Below are 22523 nucleotides of genomic sequence, written 5' to 3' on the forward strand. Positions count from 1 at the left end.
GCCTCGGCGGGCGCCGCGCCGTTGTCCGCCGCGGCGGCGGCGGCCTTGGCCCTGGTCGCCCGGGCCGGCTTCGTGGCGGCAGCGGCGGCGGGAGCGGCGTCCGAACCACCCTGCTTCGCCTGGATGGCCTCGATCAGCTGGCTCTTGCGCATGCGGCCGGTGCCGCTGATGCCGAGACCGGTGGCGACCTGCTGCAGCTCCGCCAGCACCATGCCGTTGAGGCCGGTGCCCGTCGAGCGGCGGCGCCGCGTGGCGGGAGCGGGGGCGTCCGCGGTGGCAGCCGCGTCACCCGAGGCGGACGCGGCCTGCGGCGTTGCGTCCATGAGTTCGGTGGTGTCGCTCACGAAGGGTCCTTCCCTGGAGCGGGCGTCGGCCTTGAGGGGGCTCGGCGACCGGTTGTGCTGTCCGTCCCGCTTCCAGTGCGGTCCGGTGCGGTGGTCCGCCGGATGGCGGGAATCGTCGAAAATGTGCCCGGTACTGCGAGGATCGGGCTCATGTATGCCTGTGGGGGCTCGTATTCCTGTAGGGGCTCGATTTCCTGCGAAGGAACAGCCCTCGGGTCCCCGGGATGAGCTCGACGCGGCGCGGTGGTCCCGCCGGTCTGTATCGGGGAGCCACGTTCGTCACGAAGGACAGACAGGAGGGGAAACTCCCAAAGGATCGTGGCCACAGAGCACCGAACGCGCCCAACCCTGTGCGGGCGGGGGATCTGGTGCGGTGATGACGCTAACACTACCGGACCCAAGAGACATTCCCCCACCCCATCGCTCCCCCGGCGCAGCCCATTTTTCCTGCGGTAGTGCAGTGGAGTGAACGGATCCACCGTCGTCGCCGACCCGCCGCCCGGCTGCGCCGAGTATGCCGCCGGTCCGGTTCCGACCTACCGGGCGTACTGCCAACGAACGGCGAGTACGCAGGTCACGCCAGTGGCATGACGCTTGCTCCGGCCCCGTCCACGTCCAATTGCCGAACCACCCAATCGGGCCCGGCAGTGCCGATCGCCTCGTCCACGCGGTCCGGTGTGACCAGGGCGAGTACGGTCGGCCCCGCGCCGGAGACGACCGCGGCCATCCCCTGTGCGCGCAGCTTGTCGATCAATTCGGCGCTCGCCGGCATCGCGGGCGCCCGGTATGTCTGGTGCAGTCGATCCTCGGTCGCGGCGAAGAGCAGGTCGGGCCGCGAGGTGAGCGCGGTGACCAGCAGCGCGGCGCGCGCCGCGTTCGCCGAGGCGTCGCGATGGGTCACCTTGGCCGGCAGCAGACCGCGCGCGACCTCGGTGGACAGCGGGGTGGAAGGTACGAACACGACGGGAGATATACCCCGATCGGGGCTCGATCGCACCGCCCGGGGCCCGTCCTCGTCGGTCCACGCGATGGTGAAGCCGCCGAGCAGACACGCCGCGACGTTGTCGGGGTGGCCTTCGAGTTCGGTGGCCAGGGCGAGCGCGGCCTCGTCGTCGAGCCGCTCGGCGCCGCCTATGGTCAGCGCCCGGGCGGCGATCACCCCGGCGCAGATGGCGGCGGCCGACGAGCCCAGGCCGCGGCCGTGCGGGATGCGGTTGGCGCAGACGACGTCCAGGCCGGGCGGACGGCCGCCCATCGCCTCGAACGCGGCGTGGGCCGCGCGAACGACCAGGTGGTTCTCGTCACGGGACAGCTCGTCGGCGCCCTCACCTGCGATGTCGATCGACAAGCCCTCGTCCGCGACCCGGATCGCGACATCGTCGTACAGTCCGAGCGCGAGTCCGAACGCGTCGAACCCGGGACCCAGGTTGGCGCTCGTGGCCGGGATGCGAACCCGGACGGGGGCGGCACGGAATGCGGGGCCGGCCATACGCGTGGACACTCCTCCTCGTGGAGTTCCGGGCACCTTCGCGGGGCGGTCCGAACCGGTGACGCATTCGGGAAATCGCGGGTGCTGCGGAACGGCAGGAACAGACGCGAGACTCGGGCGGCATGCGCCGCGGAACGAGTGGAAGGTCGCGTCCGGTGATCAGCCTACCGAAGGTGCGTTCCCTCGCGGGACACCGTAACCACCGCGTCGTGGGATTGGTACCGGAAATGGGATCGAAAAGGATCGCGGGCGGTCGACGCTCGATCATGGGCCGACCTGATTCGATCTTGTCGTCGGTCGTGCGCCGATCGGGTGTTCCTGCCGGTGGCGCGCCCGAACGGCCGCGCCGGGCGGCCGTCGCGCGGGTCGGGCCGGGGCGCCGACCAGGCACTTCGGGAGGATGTGTCGGCGGAGCGCCCGGGCGGTGGCGGCATCGGGTACGCCCGCCGAATGGCGCGACGGAGCCGTGGTGGGGCTCGCTCGGGTGTGTCCCGCCCGGTCGCTCGACGTGCGAATTTTCCCGAGTCGCACGCTTGGTCGGCGGCTTTCCCGGCGGATATTCCGCGGGCGCGCGGCTTCGGAGGGAATTCGACTTCGGGAGTGTCGGCCGCGCGGGTATCGGCTTCGCGGGTGCGACTCGGCCTGTGTGGGCGTTACACGTATCGGTACCGAAGTCGGTGGTGGTCGTGGTCGCGCGTGTCGGCCGTGGCGCGTGCGGGTCGCCGTGGCGCGCGTGGCGTTGTGGCGTGCGCGTCGTTGTGGCGCGTGTGTCGGCGTCGCGCGTGCGCGTCGGCCACCCGCTTTCGTGGGTGGCCGACGCGTCGTGGTCGATGCGGCGCGGTGCGGTGTGCGGTCAGCCCAGGCCGAGTTGCGCGGCCGCGGCGGCGGCGTCGATCGGCACGACGACCGGCTTGGGCGCGCCGGCGACGGCCCAGTCGGGGTCCTTGAGGCCATTGCCGGTGACCGTGCAGACGATCCGCTGGCCCGGGTCGACCCTGCCCTGTTCGGCCGCCTGGAGCAATCCGGCCACACTCGCGGCGGACGCGGGCTCCACGAAGACGCCCTCCTGCGCGGCCAGGAGCCGGTACGCCGACAGGATCTGACGGTCGGTCACCGACTCGATGTGGCCGCCGGATTCGTCCCGCGCGGCGATCGCGAGGTCCCACGAGGCGGGGTTGCCGATCCGGATCGCGGTGGCGATCGTCTGCGGCGAGAGCACCGGCGCGCCCTTGACCAGCGGCGCCGAACCGGCCGCCTGGTAGCCCCACATACGCGGGCGGCGGGCGGCGAGGCCGTCGGCGGCGTACTCGTTGTAGCCCTTCCAGTACGCGGTGATGTTGCCCGCGTTGCCGACCGGCAGCACGTGGATGTCGGGCGCGTCGCCGAGCATGTCCACAATCTCGAAGGCGGCGGTCTTCTGGCCCTCGATGCGCACCGGGTTGACCGAGTTCACCAGCGCGACCGGATACTTTTCGGCCAGATCGCGGGCGAGGGTCAGGCAGTCGTCGAAGTTGCCGTCGACCTGCAGGATGCGCGCGCCGTGCACGAGCGCCTGGCCCATCTTGCCGAGCGCGATCTTGCCCTGCGGGACGAGCACGGCGCACACCATGCCGGCACGCACCGCATACGCCGCGGCGGAGGCCGAGGTATTGCCGGTGGAGGCGCAGATGACCGCCTGGGCACCCGCCTCCTTGGCCTTGGAGATGGCCATCGTCATCCCGCGGTCCTTGAAGGACCCGGTCGGGTTGGCCCCCTCGACCTTGAGGTGAACATCACATCCGGTGCGCTCGGAGAGCACCTGGGCCGGGACCAGCGGCGTGCCACCCTCACGCAGGGTGACCACCGGTGTGCTCGCCGAGACCGGCAGTCGGTCGCGATATTCCTCGATGACCCCGCGCCACTGCGTGGTGCGGACGCCTTCCTTGAGCGCGCTCACGGTCCTCTACTCCCCTTCGACCCGCATGATGCCTGCGATGTCACGGACGATGTCCATACCGCGCAGATCGGCGACGGTCGCCGCGAGCGCGGCGTCGGTGGCGGTATGGGTGACGATCACGAGTGTGGCATCCCCGTCCCGGCCCTGCTGACGCACCGTGTCGATGGACACGTCGTGCTGGGCGAAGACCGCGGCGACCTGGGCCAGGACACCGGCGCGGTCGGCCACGTCCAGGCTCAGGTGGTAGCGGGTGCGGGCGATGCCCACCGGCTGCGGGGTGAGCGCCGCGTAGGCCGATTCACCGGGTCCGGTGGCGCCGGAGAGCTTGTTGCGGCAGACCGCGACCAGGTCGCCCAGGACCGCGCTCGCGGTCGGCGCGCCACCCGCGCCGGGGCCGTAGAACATCAGCTGCCCGGCCGCCTCCGACTCGACGAAGACCGCGTTGTACGCCTCGCGCACCGACGCGAGCGGGTGCGAGCGTGGGATCATCGCGGGGTGTACGCGAGCACTCACGCTCTGTCCGTCGGCGCCGCGCTCGCAGATCGCGAGCAGCTTCACCACACAGTCCATCGCCTTGGCCGAGGCCACGTCGGCGGCGCTGACCTCGGTGATCCCCTCGCGGTACACATCGGCCGCGGTCACCCGGGTGTGGAACGCCAGGCCGGCCAGGATCGCGGCCTTGGCGGCGGCGTCGAAGCCCTCGATGTCGGCCGTCGGGTCGGCCTCGGCGTAGCCGAGCGCGGTGGCCTCGTCCAGTGCCTCGGCGAAGCCGGCGCCGGTGGAGTCCATCCGGTCCAGGATGAAGTTGGTGGTGCCGTTGACGATGCCGAGCACCCGCTCGACCTTGTCGCCGGCCAGCGACTCGCGCAGCGGGCGCAGGAGCGGGATGGCGCCGGCGACGGCGGCCTCGTAGTAGAGGTCCACGCCGTGTTTCGCGGCGGCGGCGTGCAGCGTCGAGCCGTCCTCGGCGAGCAGGGCCTTGTTGGCCGAGACCACGGAGGCGCCGTGCTCCATCGCGGACAGGATCAACCCGCGGGCGGGCTCGATGCCGCCGATCACCTCGACCACCACGTCGATGTCGTCGCGTTTGACGAGTTCGACGGCGTCGGTGGTGATCAGCCCGGGGTCGATGCCCGCGCGCTCGCGCCCGGCCCGGCGGACGGCCACGCCGGCGAGTTCGATGGGGGCCCCGATCCGGGCGGCGAGGTCGGTCGCGTGCGTCGTCATGATGCGGGCCACTTCGGAGCCGACCACACCACAACCGAGCAGCGCCACCTTCAGCGGCTGCGTACGCATCATCCGACCTCACTTCTCGAAGACAAAGGTTGTCCGAGTCTGCCGCCCCGGCGGGTTTCCGGCGACGGGCAGTGCCGACAAGTGTCGCTCGGATCAGGCCCCGAACCGGCTGCGGTCCAGGATCCGAGACGGGAATTCTTGCGGCTCGACTCGGTGTCGACGGGATTTTCTCCCGCTGATTTGCTGCCGTGATGTTCTTCCGTGTGCGGGGGCCGCCGAGCGGCGGCCCCCGACGAGGTGTCCCGCTCAGCCGACGTCGAGGGCCAGCAGGTCCGCTTCGGTCTCGCGGCGCACGATCACGCGCGCCTCGCCGTCTCGTACCGCGATCACCGGCGGGCGGGTCACGTGGTTGTAGTTGCTCGCCATCGACCGGCAGTAGGCGCCGGTGGCGGGCACCGCGATCAGGTCGCCGGGGGCCAGGTCGGCAGGCAGGTACGCGTCGCGCACGACGATGTCGCCGGACTCGCAGTGCCGGCCGACCACGCGCGAGAGCATCGGCGCGGCGTCGCTGGTCCGGGAGACGAGCGTCACGGTGTACTCGGCGTCGTAGAGCGCGGTGCGGATGTTGTCCGACATCCCGCCGTCGACGCTGACGTAGGTGCGCAGGCCCTCCAGGGGCTTGATGGTGCCCACCTCGTACAGGGTGAACGTGCCCGGTCCGGCGATCGCGCGGCCGGGTTCGACCGAGAGCCGGGGCGCGGCCAGGCCGGCCGCCGCGCACTCGCGGCGCACGATGTCCAGGAGCGAGGCGGCGATGGTGGCGGGCTGCTGCGGGTCGTCGGCGGAGGTGTAGGCGATGCCGAGGCCGCCGCCGAGGTCGATCTCGGGCAGCTCGACCCCGTGCTCGTCGCGGACCGCGACCAGCAGGGCGACCACGCGGCGCGCGGCGACCTCGAAGCCGGCCGTGTCGAAGATCTGCGAGCCGATGTGCGAGTGCAGGCCGATCAGTTCGAGCGAGTCGAGCTTGCGGATCCGGCGCACCGCCTCGGCGGCCTGCCCGTCGGCGAGCGAGAAGCCGAACTTCTGGTCCTCGTGCGCGGTGGCGATGAACTCGTGGGTGTGCGCCTCGACCCCGACGGTGATCCGGACCAGCACCTTTTGCCGGACGCCGCGCCGGTCGGCGAGGAAGGCGAGGCGGCTGATCTCCTCGAAGGAGTCGACCACGATCCGCCCGACGCCGGCGTCCAGGGCGCGGTCGAGTTCGTCGGTGGACTTGTTGTTGCCGTGGAAGGCGATCCGGGCCGGGTCCATGCCGGCGGACAGCGCGATGGCGAGTTCGCCGGCGGTGCACACGTCCAGGTTCAGGCCCTCCTCGGCGATCCAGCGCACGAGTGCGCGGCAGAGGAAGGCCTTGCCGGCGTAGAACACGTCGGCGCCCTCGAACGCCTCGCGCCAGTCCCGGCAGCGGGCCCGGAAGTCGGCCTCGTCCAGGATGTAGGCGGGGGTGCCGAACTCGCGGGCCAGGTCGCGTACGTCCAGGCCGGCGACGGTGACCACGCCGTCGGTGCCGCGGGCGGCGGTGGTGGGCCAGATCTTCGGGTCGAGCAGGGCCAGGTCCTCCGGCGCGACGGGCGGCGCGCCGTCGGGCAGGACGTCCGCGTGGCGGGGACCGGCGGGGTGGGCGGAGCGGCTCATGTCGTGGTGCTCCCCTTGGAGTCAGGGCGTCGGTGGGTGTCGGGGGTGTCCGTCGGCGGGTGTCGGTGGGCGTCCGTCCCCGGCTGTCCGTCTGTACGCCGGGGCGGATATGACCGAAGGCCGGGCAAGTACTTCCGCCCGGCCTTCGACCTGTCGCCTGTTGCGTTGTGACGATCCGTCACATGCGCTCGGGGGCGGACACCCCCAGGAGGGCGAGGCCGTTGGCCACCACGGTTTTCGCGGCTTCGGCCAGCCACATTCGGGCGTACGTCAGGTCGGTGACCGCTTCCTCGCCCTTCGGCAGGATCTGACAGTGGTCGTAGAAGCGGTGGTACGTGCCGGCCAACTGCTCGAGGTAGCGCGCGACGTGGTGCGGCTCGCGCATCTCGGCGGCCTTGGCGACCACGCGCGGGAACTCGCCGAGCATGCCGAGCAGGTCGGACTCCCACTCGGTGGAGAGCAGTTCCGGCTTGAACTCGCCCTTGACGATGCCGCGTTCGGCCGCCTTGCGCTCGACGGAGGACATCCGCGCGTGCGCGTACTGAACGTAGAACACCGGGTTCTCGTTCTTGTGCGAGGTGAGGATGTCGATGTCGAGGGTGATGGTGGAGTCGGTGGACGAGCGGGCCAGCGAGTAGCGCGCGGCGTCGACGCCGATCCACTCCACGACGTCGTCGATGGTGATGATGTTGCCCGCGCGCTTGGACATCCGGACCTCTTCGCCGGCGCGCATCATCTTCACGAACTGGCCGACGATGACCTCGATGTTGTGCTCGGGGTCGTCGCCCGCGCAGGCCACGATCGCCTTGAGCCGCCCGACATAGCCGTGGTGGTCGGCGCCGAGCATGTACACGGCGACCTCGTTGCCGCGGTCGCGCTTGTTCAGGTAGTACGCGGCGTCGGAGGCGAAGTAGGTCTTCTCGCCGTCGGACTTGATCAGGACGCGGTCCTTGTCGTCCCCGTAGTCCGTGGTGCGCAGCCAGATCGCGCCGTTGTCGTCGTAGACGTGGCCCTGCTCGCGCAGCCGCTCGATCGCCTTCTCCACCGCGCCGGACGCGTGCAGTGTGGTCTCGGAGAACCAGACGTCGAAGTGCGCGCCGAAGTTCTCCATCGAGCGCTGGATCTCGGCGACCATCAGCCGCAGTCCGGTGGCCCGGAAGATCTTCTCCTGGAGGGCCTCGTCCATGCCGAGCACGTCGGGGTGCTCGGTGAGGATGTCGGCGGCGATGTCGTTGATGTACGCGCCGACGTAGCCGTCCTCGGGCACGGGCCGCTTGTTCGCCGCCGCCATCAGCGACTTGCCGAACTTGTCGATCTGTACGCCGGCGTCGTTGATGTAGTACTCGGTCGTGACGTCGGCGCCGGACGCGCGCAGGATCCGCCCGAGCGAGTCGCCGACGGCGGCCCAGCGCACCCCGCCGATGTGGATCGGCCCGGTCGGGTTGGCGGACACGAATTCGAGGTTGATCTTCAGCCCGTCGAACGCGTTGTTGCTGCCGTAGTCGGCGCCGGCCTCGACGATGGCGCGGGCCAGCTCGCCCTGGGCGGCCGTGTCGACGGTGATGTTGAGGAAGCCGGGACCGGCCACGTCGACCTTCGCGATGCCGGGCACCTGCGCGATGCGCGCGGCCAACAGCTCGGCGATCTCCCGCGGCGCCCGCTTCGCCGGCTTCGCGAGCTGCAGCGCGATGTTCGTCGCGTAGTCGCCGTGCTCGCGGTTCTTCGGTCGCTCCACCGTCGTGCTCTCGGGCACGGCAACGGCGAGCTCGCCCGCCTCGACGGCGGCACGAACCGCGGACAACACTGACTGCGAAAGCTCTGCGGGGGTCACGCGCACAAGGGTAGGCGACCCGCCGACCGACCCGCCCGGCGGGCGGGGTAGGTCATTCGGGTGACAGTTCCGGCGACAACGCCCGCACGAGGCGAATCAACTGCTCGGGATGAAACGGCTTGGTCAGATACCCGTCCACGCCCACCGCCCGCGCCCGGGAAAAATCCTCGTCCTGCGCACAGGCGCTGATCATCAAAATCTTCAACCCTTTGGTCCGCGGATCCGCCCGCAACCGCGCAGCCGTCCCGATCCCGTCCAAATGCGGCATGACCACGTCGAGCGTCACCAGATCCGGCCGCACCTCGTGCACGAGCCGCAGACACTCCTCCCCGTCCCGGGCGGTGCTCACCACGAACCCCTCCAGCCGCAGATTGACCGCGATCAGCTGCCGAATCACCTCGTCGTCATCCACGACAAGGACCCGCGCCGCCTCACCACCAATCCCGCCCACGCCAGTGAGGTTAGGCCCCCCACACCCACGAGGGGGCCCGATCCGCACATCTCGTCCCCACCCCACCCACCCCCAACCCCAACCCCTTCGCAACCGCCCCCGAAGAACTGGTAATGTTCACGTCACCCGAGCCCCTGTAGCTCAGGGGATAGAGCAACGGCCTCCGGAGCCGTGTGCGCAGGTTCGAATCCTGCCAGGGGCACACAGCGTGAACAGTCTCAGCAGCCACGATCACTCGTGAGCTGCTGTTTTTGTTTTGGGGTGGTTGGACCGTGCTCACTGTGGGTGCAGTCGTCGGCCGCCGAATGCAGGTGTAGGACAGCCGCCGTGCAATATACGTGCAATGATCTTGGACGCGTTTCCGCAGGTCACGGTGCGTATTCGAGGTCTGTGCGGCGTATCCGCGGCGTGGCTTCGGACATGACTCGGGACATGGCGAGAGCCCCGGATCGCTCCGGGGCTCCCTGTCGGGTGACGGGCGGTCAGTCGTGTTCACCGAGGCCGTCCGAGATGCGCTTGTTGATCATGTCCCGCTGTCCGTCGATGCACTTGGCGTAGATCTTGAGCAGGACATCCACCGAGTGCCCAAGCCGTTCGGCGACCTCCGTGGGCGGTACGCCCGAATTCAGCCACAGGGACGCGCAGGCGTGCCGCAGGTCGTACGGCCGGGCCGCGAGTGGGGACGAGACCTGTTCCTCGGTCAGCCCGAGGGGGCGTGCCTGCTTCCACACGCGAGAGTAGGTGGAGGAGGCGAGGACGCCGCCACGCTCGCTCGGGAAGAGTCGGCCGTCGGCGGAGGTGCCGAACTCTTCGAGATGCGCCCGGAGAATCGCCACGAGTTGCGGCGGGATCGGCACGGGGCGGGTGTCCTTGTCGGCGCGTTGCTTCAGGCCCCGCTCGTCGTGCGCCTGGCCGTTGTCGGTCCAGGTCTTGCCCGCGGTCGGTCGAGTGGCCTGAAGGGTGAGTTCTCCCCAGCCGGACTCGGGCAACTTGCAGTCGGCCCGGCGAAGATTGACCGCTTCGGCCGGGCGGGTTCCGGCGTAGTAGAGGACCGCGAAGAAGGCTTGGAGCCGTCGCCCGCCGGCCCGCTTGTAGCCGGCGACGTAGGTGACGGCGGTCAGGAGTCCACGAGCCTGGACGGGGTTGGCGACGGCGCGCCGATCCACCGACGTCACGACCATGACGCGCTTGCGCTTGATCCGGTCGATCGGGTTCGCGGGCAGGTGCTCCAGTTCCACGGCGTAGTCCAGGACGTTGTACAGAACCGCCCGCTTGCGCCGCAGGGTCTCGGCGCCGGCCGCAGTGCCGTCGAGCTTGCGGCCGAGTGCGTCCAGGAGGCCGTGCACGGTCTTGGCGTCCTGGAGATCGGTGATGGGTCGGGACGCCTTTTCGAGCCATGTGACGGCCTTGGCGATGTCCTTGGGCCGGTCGATCTCACGGCGTGTGGGCGGAAGGGCGAAGAGCCGAAGGGCCCTGCGGAGAGTCTTGGGGTCGGGGCGATTCTTGGCGTCCTTGACGAACGCGGGCAACGCCGTGGCCAGGGCATCCGTCATGCTGTCGCGCGACTTCGCCGCCGCGCCGGGCCACTTCATGTCCATGTAGGCGAGCGCGAAGGCGTAGAGCGATGTCGCCGCCTTGGCCTTCTCCATGGAATCCGGAAGACCTGATTCCACATTGAACGCTTCGCCGTCCTCCACCGCCCGGAGAAGGCGGGAACGGAACCGGTCGGCCAGGCCCTTGGAGCCGAAGGTGGTGGATTGGCGTTCGTCCGCGACCTTCCAACGCACGACGTAGGAGGGCTTCTTGCTGCTCTGGTTGCGCAAGACGCCCCAGATCCGCACCCGATACGACTTCTCGGTCATGCCGCCTCCTCCCTCCTGCTGTCGAGCCAGTCCGCGAACGCGTCGCGAGAGATCCGGAGTTCACCGTTCGGGAGCTTGATGCAGGCGGGAGCCGTGCCCAGTTGGCGCCAGCGGTAGAAGGTCCGAGGAGAGATGTCGCACAGTTCTTCGAGGACTTCCGGCACCGTCATGAGTTCGGCCCGAGCAGATGTCTTTCTTCTGGTCATGCGGCCCTCCCCCGCGGTGCGGTTGCCGAATTGGCGAGCGACCCGGTCGCTCTGGCCTTCGCGTCGTCCATGGCCCGGCGCCAGCGCACGCGTTCGGCGACGGCGCGAAGGAGCCGATGAGACAGCGGCGCGACGTCCGGGTCGTCGCGGCCCACGGGTTGCCAGATGAAGCGGCTTGGGTCGGGCACGTCGGCCGGGTCGCCGATCAGGTCGAGGACCCAGGCGCGGCGCTCGGCCTTGTGGTCGGCCATGGTCTTACCGGACCACTTGCGGGAGACGAGTACGCGCCGCCCGCCGTAACCGAGGTGGGTCCGGCGATGCGCCTTGGCCTTGCAGCGCCCGGGGTACAGGCCCGGACGGGCGTTCTTGGGCTGGACCCCGTACAGCAGCCAGTTCGCACAGGTGGGCGAGCACGGCTCGTACCGCAGGGCTTCCACCAGTCGGTCCACATGGGCGTTCTGAGCCCCGCTCTGGGCCTCGTGGGACTCGTGCGCGGACTTGTTCAGGTACTTCGTCAGGTAGCCGATGCAGCGCCGCGCATCGGGCGAGCCGACGAGGACGCCCTTCGCGTCGACCTGGGTCCCGAACCGGGCGACGTGGATCGGCTCGGCATCGTCGCCCAGGTCGTCCAACGCCTCATCCCAGGTGGGCAGTTCGGCGCCTCTCGCCGGGTCGAGATATGCACCGACCTCCGGGTCCCAGACCGGCGGAAGGTCGGTCGAGTAGACCGGCTCGTCACATGCCGGCCACCACACTTGGTGATAGGTGGCCGCCACGACCTGACGCAGTTCGGCCCGCGAAACCGTGCCCCGGATCGCGAGATGGATGTGTGGAGCCAGCCGTCGCTGATACTCGACCGCGGCGAAGTACTGGACGTCGAAGCCGACCAGGCGCCGCAGGTTCTGCACGAACCGATCGACCAGCTTCGAGAAGTGCAACGCATCCCGGGCAGCCGCCCGGTAGTCGTACGCCGACGCGTTCACCGGCGTCCCGTCGCCGCGCACCCGCCCGTACGAGGGCAGGGTCAGTGTCACGAACATCGACGGCCGGAAGACCTTCCCATCGGGCGCCGTGTACGCCTTCCCGACCGTCCGCGCGTCGACCTCACGCCGGGGCAGATCGGGCGCGTCCTGACGCCGCCGGGTAGACCGCACCCGCCGGGCCACCGGATCCGGGTCGATGTTGCCGCGCACTCCCGAGTCGGCCAACTCCTTGTCGACGGCGGCCAGGTCGTCGGCGAGTTCGTCCCGTTCGCCGCCGCGCGCCAGGTCGTGCTTCTTCGTCCAGTCGGCCCGCAGTTCTGCCAGCACCCGCTGTTCGCCACTCGGTTCGTCGGCCTCCTGAATCGGCTCCTCGGTCAGGTGCCACCCCTCCCGACACTGAGCCATCCTCAGCCGCCGCTTGCGCTCCGCACAGGACGGGCACACGCTCGCCAGCGTCGCCCCACACGGGACGTCCACCACGGTCGTCTCACCGGTCACCACATCGGTCCGCCGCAACGCGATCGGCCGCACACAGACCCCGTGTTCCTGCGCCACGGCCCGCACGACCTCACGAGCGAGCGGCATCCGGGCACGCTCGGCCCGGGTACTCATCGGGTCCTCTCTTCGAGCGTGGTCCACACCGTCACGGAGTGGCCGTGGACGGTGCCCGCGACCTCGATCCGGGTGTACTCCCCCGTGTACTCGCTGCGACCCTCGAAACGCGTGGTCACCACGTCGTCCATGGCCGATGCCCAACGCTCCAGGTCCCGCACGATCCCGCCGAACAGGTGGATCGTCACGGACCACGCCTTGTCCACCGGCGACCACCCGATGTCCATCGAGGTGACCGGGGGAAGAGTGGGCCGGCAGCCGATGAAGTCCGCGACGCACCGCAGGACGGTCACGCCCCGCCCCATGTCCGAGTCGAACTCACCGCTCCTCACGCCGCACCCCCGAAGCCACCGGAGGGCCGGCCGTACTCGCGCACCATCGCATCGATCGCGTCATCGGACACGAACGCCGCCCGCACCCGCACCGGTTCGGGCTGGGTCTCCCGCTTGACGTAGCCCACCCCGGCACCGATCTCCGGATCGGGAGAGATCAGGTCGGCCGCCGCACCCCGCTCCCGCGCCCCGTTGCCCAAGACCATGTCGACCTGATTCGGCTCATCCAGCCGCAACGCGATCCGATCCGGGAACAGGTTCCGGATGTTCATGACCTCCTTGCGCGGATCCTGCAAGGCCCCGATCACACAGAACCCGACCGACCGTCCCTGACTCGTCAGCGTCGCAATCGCCGCATCCGCCCGCTTCCGCAGATCCCGATCGGGTTGATACGCCGTCAGAAACGCCAGCTCATCCACGATCACCACCACGAACGGGCAGGCAGCCGAGGGTTCGTGCTTGCGAACCCGCCCCGCGAACGCCTGCGCCCGCGCATTCATCTCCGCCGCCGCGGCCTCCAGCAGCTCCACCATCGCCGCCGGCTCACAGGCGTACCGCCGGAACAACGACCGCCCGTAAGACAACTCCATCCGCTTCGGATCACACGCCCACAGCTGCACAAGCCCCACCCGAGCCGCCGGAAGCAGCGCCCGCACGACGCCCCACAGCACCGAGCCTTTCCCGGCCCCGGTCACACCGGCCACCAAGACGTGCGTCCCGTGCAACCGCAGCCGCCAAGGCGACCCGTCGTCACACCGCCCGACCTCCGCCGCCGCGAACTCCGGCCGCCACGGATCCTCCCTCTCGGCCGCCGGCTTCCCGTACCTGACCGCAGCCAGCCCTGCCGCCCGCTTCACCACATCGCCCAACCCAGGCATCGGCGGCGCCTCGAACGACTCCGCCAACGGATCCGCAAACCAGGCCCGCAGTACCACCACACCCCGCCCGGGAGACGACGCCTCCACCCGGAAGACGCCCAGGTGTGGGCGATGCCTTCCACGTGATCACCGAGGTTCTTCGGCGTCTGCCCCGGCAGCAACGAGACCGTCACGTCGAAGCCCAGCTCATGCCGCCGGATACGCAGAATGCGCGGAAACCGATACTCGAACGTCTCGTCAATCCGAGACACCGGCTCCTGCTGCCAGGCCCCGATCGCCTTCGACAACGCCGGCCACCCCCGCCGCACCCGAGCCGCGAACGAGAACAACCACCACCAGGCGGACACGACAGCGACCACCAGGTAGACGACCAGCAGCAGCGACGAGGCCAGGACCCCGCCCCGCGCCCGCACCACCTCGAACAGCACGTACAACACCGCGAGCAGTAAGGCCCCGAACCGCACGACGGGCCGCTGAAACACATGCATGATGGAAGAACCCCTTCGAAGATCACTTGGTCGTTCGGATGGGAAGCGGCCCCGGTGCGACGAACCCGCCAAGATCTGCTCGCACCAGGGCCGCGCCTGTCTCACACGACGAGCCGTCAGGCCGCCGCCGTCTTGATCGCGCTCTTCAGCGGTCCGCCGGGAGCCCGCAGGCCCGACGCGCGGTAGGAGAACGCCACACGGTTCGTCGACTGGTTCAGGTAGGCCGTCACCGTCAGGCCCTCGAACTCCACCGGCCGGAACGGCAGCCCCGGCAAGGTGTCCGGCAACACCGGCTCCACCTCCGCCGCGACCTTCACCTTGACCGTCGACTCGTTCGCGTCCGGGTCGCCGTCGACCACCGACACCGCCCACACCGGCAGCCCACTCACCTTGTCCCGCGCCTGCACCTTGGCCCCGCCCTTCGACGCCTCGAAGTCGGCCACCGGCGCCACCGACTTCGCGAACGCTCCGAACGGGAACACCGCCGCGAAGGCCACCGGGATCGCACCCTTGATTGCCATTTCGGATCACCCTCCAGGAGTTCGGTCTAGCACCCGTACTACGGGTGCTATCCAGATTGCGACCCGTACTACGTCTTGTCAAGCCGACTGCCTTACGAGATGCTTCCAGCGGGCGACATGCCTGTAACAACTCGGGCAAGTAGGAAGGAATCGGGCCATGGAGAAGTCGCCGCGCAAACCGCGCTACCAAGAGGTGGCGGACTACCTACGGGAGGGCATCCTCAGCGGCACCTTCCCCGCCGGCCAGGCGCTCCCGTCCGAAGAGATCCTGTCCAAGGAATTCGGCGTCTCCCGCCCGACCGTGCGCCAGGGCATCGCGGAGCTTCGCGCCGCCGGCCTGGTCGAAGTCCTCATGGGTCGCGGAATGTTCGTCCGCTCGCCCAACGCCCGCCCGAACATCACCCGCCCCCGCGGGGTCCGGAGGGATCGAGAGGGTCGCTACGTCGAGGCAGACGCCATCCAATGGATGACCAACGACGAGCCGATCGCCACCCGCACGGACGCCCCCTTGGCTCTCGCGGATCTCCTCCGCATCCCGCCGGGTGAACCCATGTTCACCTACGACGAGTTGCAGACGGCGGAGCGAGGACGACTGCGCCAGTCCCACCGCACCTACGTCCCGTTCTCTCCGCTCATCGGAACGCCCTTCGAAGAGACCGCGCCGCCGCCGGCACCCGCTCTGTACGCCGAACTCGAACGTCTCGGCCACGTTCTGCACTGGACCGAGAGCATTCGCGCCCGCATGCCCCTCCCGGACGAGGCAACCGCTCTTCGTCTGGTCGACGGTGTGCCGTTCTTCCAGGTCTTGCGTCTGACGCTCAATCAGCACGACAAGCCGCTCGCACTCGAAGAGTTCAAGATCCCGAGCGACGATCTGGAAATCACGTACGGATTCGGGACCATCTGACCACGCTGCCCGAGTCCGGCCGAGAACGATCGGAGACGCAAGAATCCCCGCCCGTCGACCACACGGGCGGGGATTCTCTCGTTCGACCAACGAAGTGCGGGCTCCGCCGATCGAAGAATGGTGGGTCAGTTCGCCGGAGTCACCCCGTCAGCGGGATCATCGACATTCGAGGCGTGCGCGATCTCTTCGCAAACACCACGCAGCAGGGCCCGCAGGAAGGCCCGCCCGGCGTCGGCCGTAACCCGCTCCAGCCGAACGAAGCCCTCCCCGAACCCGTTGACATCCGCCTTGAGATAGGCGAACGCGTCCTCCAGGCCCAACGCCCGCAGTTCGACCGCAAGTTCCTCGGTTGCCGCGCTCGCGTCGGCCCAGCCCCGCACGTACGGAACGTCGGGGTAGAGGTTTTCGGCCCGCGACTCGTGGTCCTCAGTCATGATCACACCCCACCCGCCCCGTCGGTCCGATCCCCGTCCCCGCCGCTGCCCAGGCCCCGAGCGAACTCCTCATCTCCCAGCGACTCGCGGGCCGCCCGGAGGAGTTGAGCAAGCCGACGAGCCGCAGCCGGAGTCGTGCGCCCCAGAACGACGATGCCCTTGCCGAAAGCGTTGATATCGGCTTGGAGATACATGAACGATTCGGCGAGGTTCGCGGCCAACAGCACATCCCGCAAATCCGAGACGACCATCCGCGCCTCGTACCACTCGTCACCCGAAAGACTGTCCTCATCCGAGTTGTCAGGCACCGGAATCGCCGCCTTCCTGAACACCGCCGAACGACTGCGCGGATGCGACAATCCTTCTCGCGGCCACGAGATGCGCGATCAAATCGTCCACCGCAGAGCCCAGTTCCTCCAGCGACTCGGGAGGCACCTTCATCCACGCGTAGCGTTCGCCCGCCATCACATGAGGGCCCGGTAGCACCACGAAGCCACCGGCACCGGTATAGCGGTGAAGGACCCTCCCCGATGCGTCGACGTCGCCAAGCGCAGAGCGGAAAACTTCGCTCGACCCGACCGGGACCAGGAATGCCACCCGCCAACTGCCGAAGTCGACCACCGCCGGAGAGCACAAGGCCGTGGACGACCCCATGAGCAGCAGCGAAAGGGCCTCGATCCCGAGGCGGTAGGTCACACTCACGGCGTCGAAGGTTCGACCAGTGGGCAGAGCCTGCACCAGACGCGGGTTGTCCCACCACTGCTTGCGGCATTCCTGCGGCTCGTCCGCAGCGTCCGACAGCCATTTCGGTACATCCAGAGACAGCCAGTTCACATGCGCTCACCTCATCCTGTCCGCCCGATCGGCGACCTTCGATCGAGGCGTGAATTCGCTCGACCTGACGAACAGCGTTGACCTCATCCACCCGTAGTCAGAAGATGACGACAGGTGACGGGGGATGACGGGGAGCGCGTCACCCCCCCCGCGTCACCGACCCCAACACGGAGGCGACCGATGACCACGGACCCCACTCCGACCGGACCGCCGCGTCCTCTCGCGGACGCGCGAGCCGCACACGGGTGGACAAAACCCCAGCTCATAGCCCGCATGCGCCGCGCAGCTGCCGCAGATGAGCGGACGTTGCCGAACGAGGCGAGCCTGTCGCGGCTCTTGGCCTTCTGGGAGAACGGCCACCGCGAGCCGGACCAGATGTACCAAGCGCTGTTGTGCGAGGTGTACGGAGCCACCCCGGTCGAACTCGGATTCGCCCAGCCGTCTGACCAATCGTTCCAAGCCGACCCCGACGACTTCGCGTTCGAACTTCTGACCCGCCTCGAGACGTCCGCCCGTGTGGACGCCGGTCTCGTCACGCTGCTCCGCGACCAGACACATAACATCCGCCTGCAAGACCGTAGGTTGGGCGCCGCCGCAGTGGCGGACCAGATGCGTGCCCACATCCGCCAGGTCGACAACCTCTTGCAGCACACGATCGTCCCGAACCAACGGGGACACTTGGCCGGCGTACTCGCCGCGGCATCGACGTTGGCCGGATGGCAGGCGATCGACACTGGCGAACTGCAAGAAGCGTGGGCCCACTACGAGCGAGGCAAGACAGCCGCCCGCGAGGCGGACGACCCGGCCGTCCTGGCCCATGCCACGGCCGAGCAGGCATACGTACTCATGGACCTCGGTCGTGCGGAGGCGGCCTTGGTCGTCATCGAGCACGCCCACCAACGCGACCAGGCGAAGCTGCCGCCGCTGCTCCGGAGCTGGCTCTACGCCGCAGAGGCCGAAGCCCACGCAGCCAACAACGACGAACGCAACGCCCTCCGAGCGATGGACGCATCGGCGTCCATGCTGCCGGGCGACGCGGAGAACAACCCCGAAGTGCCCTACGTCTCGCTCAACTTGGCCCACTTGGCCAGGTGGCGCGGCAACTGCCTCGCCCGACTCGGCGACGAGACCGCCATCTCCGACCTGACAGACGCCCTCCAAGGCATGGACGGCACATTCACCCGCGCCGAGGCCGCACTCCGCTGCGATCTCGCGATGGCGCTCCTGGCCAAGGGTGAGAGCGCCGACGCCCGCCGAGAAGCAGCCCGCGCCCGACGCTTGGTCGCCGTCGTCGGCTCAACACGCCAACGACGGCGACTCGAAAACCTCACCCGCCGCTTCTAGTCCGCGTCGCCCGCCAGCCCGGCCCGGATGAGCTGCGTCTGCATCAGCCCGACAAGCGTCCCGGAACTCCAGATCTCCCCGCGGCGGATCAGCCGAGGAATCTCACTCAACGGCACCCACTCGTTCCGCTGAGACTCCGTCACCTCAACGGGATCCCCAACCTTCTCGGCGCCCTCACACAGGTACACGTCGTGCCAAGAGTCGACCATCCCGACCATGGGCTGGAACCGAGAGATGTGCCGCATCGACCGACACCGATAGCCGGTCTCCTCGATCAACTCCCGGATCGCCGTGTCCTCAGGGTCCTCCCCCTCATCCACCAGCCCGCCGGGCAACTCCCAGCCCCACCGATCCGACACGAACCGATGCCGCCACATCAGCAGCACCCGCTCGTCATCGTCCACCAGGACCATCACAGCCGCCGGCTTCAGCTTCACCACGTGATGCTCGAACCGATCCCCATCCGGCAGCTCAACATCCGTCAGAAAGACCCGGATCCACTCGTTGTCATAGACGACCCGCTCACCATGAACCCGCCAGGCCGTAGAAGTGTCATCGTCAGTAGCCACGCAACCGAAGGTACCGGCGGACCCGCACGCTCGTGCCCTCCCAAGCGAAGATCAGCGACGAGCCTTCAACGCGAGTGGTCTTGCTGCGGTTGGCATCAGCAAGCCCCTGTCTTCCTCAAAGCCGACAAGGCACCATCGAACCACTCGGATCGCAGCTGGCCCGCTCGCTCCGACCGATGCGCCAACGCCAGGCACGACGGTGTCGAAGGCTCCTCGAATCCGCGTCCCCACGGGGACAGCCACGTGCAACAGCCAGGTAAGGGAGCCTGATTTTCGGATCGCAAACGATCCGATCGGCATAGGCGATCCAGGCCAAGTAGGTGTCATCATCAGTAGTCACACGGTTACGCTTCCCAGGCGCGCCACTCATGCGTCGTCTTATCACGTCAAGTGATATTCGTTCTATATCGCACATACCGACCCAAGGAGAGCATTCAGTTGAGTGACCAACTCGAGCGCAGGCAGTCGCTCCAGACGATTGCATGGTTCAACGATCTCTATCGCAGGCAGCTCCTCGACCTGGACCCCCCGTACCAGAGGCGCTCCGTCTGGAATCTTGAGTACCAGCAATTCTTTATCGAAACTATTCTACTCCGCTACCCAGCTCCGGCGATTTTCCTGCACGAAGAAATCGAATCCGACGGAACTACAAACTACCACGTCGTCGACGGAAAGCAGCGATTGACCACTCTATTTGAATACGTAACGGGTGATTTTGCCGTAGCCGAGGATTCGTCCATCGAGCGTCATCAAGGGAAATACTTCGCCCAGCTAGACGATGCGACAAAGAAATCCTTCTGGTCTTACCAATTTTTGGTCGAGTACCTGCCGACAACAGACGAAAGTATTCTTAACAACGTATTCGATAGAATCAACAGGAATGTTGCCAAGCTTACCCGCCAAGAACTCCGCCATGCCAAATTTGACGGCCGCTTTGCAAGTTCCGCAGAAGAGATGTCGGAGCTCATGGAGCAGCGTCTGCCTTCCGGCGTTCCTCATATTGCATCAGCATCACGCCGCCAGATGAAGGACGTGGAACTCGTAGCGCAACTGCTACTACTGGTCGAGAATGGCCCGCAGTCATTTTCGCAAGACGAGTTGGATCTCGCCTACAGTATTCGAGATCCCGAATGGGAAGGCGAGGTGGATGTACGAGCGCGATTCACAGACGCCATTACTTATCTCAGCGATGTATTCAAGCATGATGATTTTGCCATCTCACAACAACCCGCACGTCGAATCAAGAACCAGGCGGACTTCTATTCACTATTCGGCGCTGCGGTAGAGCTGAAAAACCAAGACAATCTTCCACCCGCGGGAGAATGCGTTGCAAAATTGAATGATTTTCTCAGTGCTGTACAGGATGAGGAAAAGCGCGAAACGCAGGAGAACTACCGTCGCTATTACGAGGCGGCACGGTCCGCCTCGAATGATCTTCGCCAGCGCAATACCAGGATTGATATCCTGATTGACCTCCTCAAAGAGGATCGATCCGTATGAGCGTTCCCGAAAGGACACGGAACGCATACAGTTCAGTTACAAGCGACCTTCAGGCGCTGGATAACTACGTTTCGACCACAATGCGACGATGGTCCGATCTGCGCGGATATCCCTTCAAGAGGCGGATCAAGACTGTCGAGTCGCTTTCCGAGAAACTGGAGACCGGGAGATATTCGAAGTGGTCTGATCTGGATGATCTCTATGCGTGCACAATTGTCATCCCCACAGTTTCCCACGAAGCCGACGTTCTTGAATTCCTAGGTAAGGTATTCAATCAAGTAGCGCTCCGCGGTAGAAATACCACGCAAAAAGCCCCAGAAGTCTTTCGATTTGATTCCACTCGCTTTGTCGGAAAAGTTCACGCAGGTCCCGATCTTCCCTACCCTGCTGGCATGTCCGATATTCTGTTCGAGGTCCAGGTTTCTACAGCCTTCGAATATGCCTGGGCTGTGGTCACCCATGAACTCGTATACAAGTCATCAGATTTTGACTGGAGAAAGGCCCGGTTGGCAGCGCAACTCAAAGCATCAGTTGAGCAGATCGAACTGGTCATCGCCGGGTTCGAAGCAAATCTGGACTTCGTTCCTAGATCGAAGCATCAGGAATCAGATGCCAAGCAGTCCATTGTAGTTACATTCAAGGAGTTGATCGCGGATGAGATCATTCCGCAAACACTCGAGCCTGCGAGCTGGACTCGTTTCGCCAACAACTTATTCGATCTAGTGAAGAGTTTCGCAAAGAAACCTTCCCAGACTCCCTATAAGGTTGACGAATTTATCAAGGCCGTCGACGTTCAGCTTCGACGAAAGGACCTCCAGCCGACTCCGACAAGTGGCTCGCTCTTTCAGTTAGTGGCAAGCGAGGCGCATGCTGGTCGCATTGGTGGTGCTTCGCTGGAGAATTTCACAATTGTCGAGAGTCCAGAGTTGCGCGATTTCTACGGAATCCGAGATGTCCCAAAACCATTCAACTTCGAAGCCTAGTTAGTTCAAGTAGTCGACCACTGCCGAACTTAGCTGTACTTCATCAAGAGCGCCGCGCTTCGCGCGCCGCTTATGGGGCTTGCTCGGGACGCGCCGCGCGTGCGGCGCATCCGCCGTTCCCGGCGTGTCCCGAGCAAGCCCCATCTGTCAGCCGCCTGCGATACGTTGCCCAGACCTGACTTGACTCAGCCTCGGGGGCATTGTGCAAGAATTTCCGGCAACAAGAGGTGTCATTTATATTCTGTCGAATCCAAGCATTCCGAGCGTACTAAAAATTGGACAGACGACACGCAATGCGGTTGCTCGCGCTCGGGAGCTTTCAAGGCCTACAGGAGTTCCAACAGATTTCGAAGTTGTCTACGAGGTAATTGTCTCTGATATCAGCAAGGCAGAAGCAAGGATCCATTTTTTGCTAGATGATACTCGAGTCAACAGGAAACGTGAATTCTTCCGAGTCGACCCGGCCAGGGCCATCCAACTTCTCAAGAATGTGGCGCTAGAGTTTCCCGTAAATGAAGAAAAGGAAGCAGACGGAGCCGAGATCCTACCCGACCTTGACAGACGAATGCGGCGCTGGTTGCGACCGGATCTTGTCTCTGTAAGATTCGTCCAGTTCTCAGATCTATGCATTATAAAATACGTGGTACAGCCAGACTTGAGATCTCCCGAAGCAATTGAAACGATCTTCGACCTGCGAGGAATCGGCGACTACGACGCACCTGACGGAGAGCTTTTCAGCCCCACTCGTAAGACTTTCGATCAGAACAAGCATGAGTTCCTCATCCTGGATCCATATTCAATGATCATGACGGGATTGAAAATCCTTTCTCCAGAAGCGGAAGATTATGTCGCATTCCTCTGGGAGAAATGCAACGTCGAACCCCCCTTGGAATCACAATGGGCAATTCACGACGTTGTCTACGATCTATGGGGGACAGCCACTGACGACGAAGATGAGCTTCGCATTCTCCAGCAGGTTCGAGAGCGTACCCAAAGACCAGAGCTCAACAGGCTATTTTGATTTCCTTGGAGCACGGGAACATGATCGCAGCTGCGCTGCGAGCCGGCTGGGGCCGGCGACGCGACCT

The 22523-nt window shown here is 66.5% G+C and carries 23 protein-coding genes and 1 tRNA gene; 6 read left to right on the plus strand and 18 right to left on the minus strand.

Features of this window, described 5'->3' with window-relative positions:
- The 7 genes from ACWGR4_RS27055 to ACWGR4_RS27085 form a co-directional block, all read right to left on the minus strand.
- Positions 1-344: Rho termination factor N-terminal domain-containing protein (locus ACWGR4_RS27055; protein ID WP_452134255.1), on the minus strand; the 344-nt coding region annotated here is incomplete at its 3' end.
- 574 nt (positions 345-918) lie between these two features.
- Positions 919-1833, minus strand: a complete 915-nt coding sequence (gene thrB / locus ACWGR4_RS27060; protein WP_379994962.1) for a homoserine kinase — start codon at positions 1831-1833, stop codon at positions 919-921.
- 853 nt (positions 1834-2686) lie between these two features.
- Complete coding sequence (gene thrC / locus ACWGR4_RS27065) at positions 2687-3769, minus strand: threonine synthase (protein WP_452130305.1); 1083 nt, start codon at positions 3767-3769, stop codon at positions 2687-2689.
- 6 nt (positions 3770-3775) lie between these two features.
- Positions 3776-5068, minus strand: coding sequence for a homoserine dehydrogenase (locus tag ACWGR4_RS27070; protein ID WP_379994960.1), 1293 nt, complete (start codon positions 5066-5068; stop codon positions 3776-3778).
- Positions 5069-5311: 243 nt separating this feature from the next.
- Positions 5312-6700 (minus strand): diaminopimelate decarboxylase, encoded by a 1389-nt coding sequence (lysA, locus tag ACWGR4_RS27075; protein WP_379994957.1) that lies wholly within the window; start codon positions 6698-6700, stop codon positions 5312-5314.
- Positions 6701-6878: 178 nt separating this feature from the next.
- The gene (argS, locus tag ACWGR4_RS27080; RefSeq protein WP_452130304.1) at positions 6879-8531 is read right to left on the minus strand and encodes an arginine--tRNA ligase; all 1653 of its coding nucleotides are present in this window, start codon (positions 8529-8531) and stop codon (positions 6879-6881) included.
- Between the two features lie 52 nt (positions 8532-8583).
- Positions 8584-8943, minus strand: coding sequence for a response regulator (locus ACWGR4_RS27085; protein WP_452134256.1), 360 nt, complete (start codon positions 8941-8943; stop codon positions 8584-8586).
- Between the two features lie 169 nt (positions 8944-9112).
- On the opposite strand from ACWGR4_RS27085, the gene ACWGR4_RS27090 reads away from it, so the two are divergent.
- Positions 9113-9184, plus strand: a tRNA-Arg gene (locus tag ACWGR4_RS27090).
- 280 nt (positions 9185-9464) lie between these two features.
- Here the strand turns inward: ACWGR4_RS27090 and ACWGR4_RS27095 are convergent.
- From ACWGR4_RS27095 to ACWGR4_RS27125, 7 genes are all read right to left on the minus strand, one after another.
- Complete coding sequence (locus tag ACWGR4_RS27095) at positions 9465-10844, minus strand: tyrosine-type recombinase/integrase (protein WP_452130303.1); 1380 nt, start codon at positions 10842-10844, stop codon at positions 9465-9467.
- Positions 10841-11050, minus strand: a complete 210-nt coding sequence (locus ACWGR4_RS27100; RefSeq protein ID WP_452130302.1) for a helix-turn-helix transcriptional regulator — start codon at positions 11048-11050, stop codon at positions 10841-10843. Before ACWGR4_RS27100 ends, ACWGR4_RS27095 begins: the two co-directional genes overlap by 4 nt.
- Positions 11047-12645: a replication initiator gene (locus ACWGR4_RS27105; protein ID WP_452130301.1), complete on the minus strand. Its 1599-nt coding sequence runs from the start codon at positions 12643-12645 to the stop codon at positions 11047-11049. Before ACWGR4_RS27105 ends, ACWGR4_RS27100 begins: the two co-directional genes overlap by 4 nt.
- Positions 12642-12938 carry a hypothetical protein gene (locus ACWGR4_RS27110; protein ID WP_452130300.1) on the minus strand — a complete coding sequence of 99 codons (297 nt, stop codon included), beginning with the start codon at positions 12936-12938 and terminating at the stop codon, positions 12642-12644. Before ACWGR4_RS27110 ends, ACWGR4_RS27105 begins: the two co-directional genes overlap by 4 nt.
- Positions 12939-12973: 35 nt before the next feature.
- Positions 12974-13837 (minus strand): FtsK/SpoIIIE domain-containing protein, encoded by an 864-nt coding sequence (locus ACWGR4_RS27115; protein WP_452130315.1) that lies wholly within the window; start codon positions 13835-13837, stop codon positions 12974-12976.
- Positions 13831-14343 (minus strand): hypothetical protein, encoded by a 513-nt coding sequence (locus ACWGR4_RS27120; RefSeq protein WP_452130299.1) that lies wholly within the window; start codon positions 14341-14343, stop codon positions 13831-13833. Before ACWGR4_RS27120 ends, ACWGR4_RS27115 begins: the two co-directional genes overlap by 7 nt.
- Positions 14344-14459: 116 nt before the next feature.
- On the minus strand, positions 14460-14864 hold the full coding sequence (locus tag ACWGR4_RS27125; protein ID WP_452130298.1) for a plasmid replication, integration and excision activator: 405 nt from the start codon (positions 14862-14864) through the stop codon (positions 14460-14462).
- A 157-nt stretch (positions 14865-15021) separates the two neighbouring features.
- On the opposite strand from ACWGR4_RS27125, the gene ACWGR4_RS27130 reads away from it, so the two are divergent.
- Complete coding sequence (locus tag ACWGR4_RS27130; RefSeq protein ID WP_452130297.1) at positions 15022-15771, plus strand: GntR family transcriptional regulator; 750 nt, start codon at positions 15022-15024, stop codon at positions 15769-15771.
- A gap of 125 nt (positions 15772-15896) precedes the next feature.
- Here ACWGR4_RS27130 and ACWGR4_RS27135 read toward each other — a convergent pair whose 3' ends face one another.
- The 3 genes from ACWGR4_RS27135 to ACWGR4_RS27145 are packed head-to-tail and all read right to left on the minus strand — an operon-like array spanning position 15897 to position 17039.
- Positions 15897-16205: a hypothetical protein gene (locus ACWGR4_RS27135; RefSeq protein ID WP_452130296.1), complete on the minus strand. Its 309-nt coding sequence runs from the start codon at positions 16203-16205 to the stop codon at positions 15897-15899.
- 2 nt (positions 16206-16207) lie between these two features.
- Positions 16208-16537, minus strand: coding sequence for a hypothetical protein (locus ACWGR4_RS27140; protein WP_452130295.1), 330 nt, complete (start codon positions 16535-16537; stop codon positions 16208-16210).
- Positions 16506-17039 (minus strand): hypothetical protein, encoded by a 534-nt coding sequence (locus ACWGR4_RS27145; RefSeq protein WP_452130294.1) that lies wholly within the window; start codon positions 17037-17039, stop codon positions 16506-16508. Before ACWGR4_RS27145 ends, ACWGR4_RS27140 begins: the two co-directional genes overlap by 32 nt.
- A 273-nt stretch (positions 17040-17312) precedes the next feature.
- Here ACWGR4_RS27145 and ACWGR4_RS27150 point away from each other — a divergent pair, with 273 nt between their 5' ends.
- Positions 17313-18383 (plus strand): XRE family transcriptional regulator, encoded by a 1071-nt coding sequence (locus tag ACWGR4_RS27150; protein ID WP_452130293.1) that lies wholly within the window; start codon positions 17313-17315, stop codon positions 18381-18383.
- Here ACWGR4_RS27150 and ACWGR4_RS27155 read toward each other — a convergent pair.
- Positions 18380-18952, minus strand: a complete 573-nt coding sequence (locus ACWGR4_RS27155; RefSeq protein ID WP_452130292.1) for an NUDIX hydrolase — start codon at positions 18950-18952, stop codon at positions 18380-18382. The genes ACWGR4_RS27150 and ACWGR4_RS27155 overlap by 4 nt on opposite strands.
- Positions 18953-19390: 438 nt before the next feature.
- Here ACWGR4_RS27155 and ACWGR4_RS27160 point away from each other — a divergent pair, with 438 nt between their 5' ends.
- The 3 genes from ACWGR4_RS27160 (at position 19391) to ACWGR4_RS27170 (ending at position 22456) form a co-directional block, all read left to right on the plus strand.
- Positions 19391-20452 (plus strand): DUF262 domain-containing protein, encoded by a 1062-nt coding sequence (locus ACWGR4_RS27160; RefSeq protein ID WP_452130291.1) that lies wholly within the window; start codon positions 19391-19393, stop codon positions 20450-20452.
- Complete coding sequence (locus tag ACWGR4_RS27165) at positions 20449-21435, plus strand: hypothetical protein (RefSeq protein ID WP_452130290.1); 987 nt, start codon at positions 20449-20451, stop codon at positions 21433-21435. Before ACWGR4_RS27160 ends, ACWGR4_RS27165 begins: the two co-directional genes overlap by 4 nt.
- Before the next feature lie 202 nt (positions 21436-21637).
- Positions 21638-22456, plus strand: a complete 819-nt coding sequence (locus tag ACWGR4_RS27170; protein WP_452130051.1) for a GIY-YIG nuclease family protein — start codon at positions 21638-21640, stop codon at positions 22454-22456.
- Positions 22457-22523 lie beyond the last annotated feature (67 nt).

The sequence above is a fragment of the Embleya sp. NPDC055664 genome, from assembly GCF_053618075.1.

What these genes read in the sequence shown, in the direction of transcription:
- ACWGR4_RS27130 (WP_452130297.1), top strand. Translation starts at nt 15,022, where the DNA reads ATGGAGAAGTCGCCGCGCAAACCGCGCTACCAAGAGGTGGCGGACTAC.
- lysA (WP_379994957.1), bottom strand. Translation starts at nt 6,700, where the DNA reads ATGAGCCGCTCCGCCCACCCCGCCGGTCCCCGCCACGCGGACGTCCTG.
- ACWGR4_RS27150 (WP_452130293.1), top strand. Translation starts at nt 17,313, where the DNA reads ATGCGCCGCGCAGCTGCCGCAGATGAGCGGACGTTGCCGAACGAGGCG.
- ACWGR4_RS27100 (WP_452130302.1), bottom strand. Translation starts at nt 11,050, where the DNA reads ATGACCAGAAGAAAGACATCTGCTCGGGCCGAACTCATGACGGTGCCG.
- ACWGR4_RS27165 (WP_452130290.1), top strand. Translation starts at nt 20,449, where the DNA reads ATGAGCGTTCCCGAAAGGACACGGAACGCATACAGTTCAGTTACAAGC.
- ACWGR4_RS27095 (WP_452130303.1), bottom strand. Translation starts at nt 10,844, where the DNA reads ATGACCGAGAAGTCGTATCGGGTGCGGATCTGGGGCGTCTTGCGCAAC.
- thrB (WP_379994962.1), bottom strand. Translation starts at nt 1,833, where the DNA reads ATGGCCGGCCCCGCATTCCGTGCCGCCCCCGTCCGGGTTCGCATCCCG.
- ACWGR4_RS27105 (WP_452130301.1), bottom strand. Translation starts at nt 12,645, where the DNA reads ATGAGTACCCGGGCCGAGCGTGCCCGGATGCCGCTCGCTCGTGAGGTC.
- ACWGR4_RS27070 (WP_379994960.1), bottom strand. Translation starts at nt 5,068, where the DNA reads ATGATGCGTACGCAGCCGCTGAAGGTGGCGCTGCTCGGTTGTGGTGTG.
- ACWGR4_RS27125 (WP_452130298.1), bottom strand. Translation starts at nt 14,864, where the DNA reads ATGGCAATCAAGGGTGCGATCCCGGTGGCCTTCGCGGCGGTGTTCCCG.
- ACWGR4_RS27120 (WP_452130299.1), bottom strand. Translation starts at nt 14,343, where the DNA reads ATGCATGTGTTTCAGCGGCCCGTCGTGCGGTTCGGGGCCTTACTGCTC.
- ACWGR4_RS27135 (WP_452130296.1), bottom strand. Translation starts at nt 16,205, where the DNA reads ATGACTGAGGACCACGAGTCGCGGGCCGAAAACCTCTACCCCGACGTT.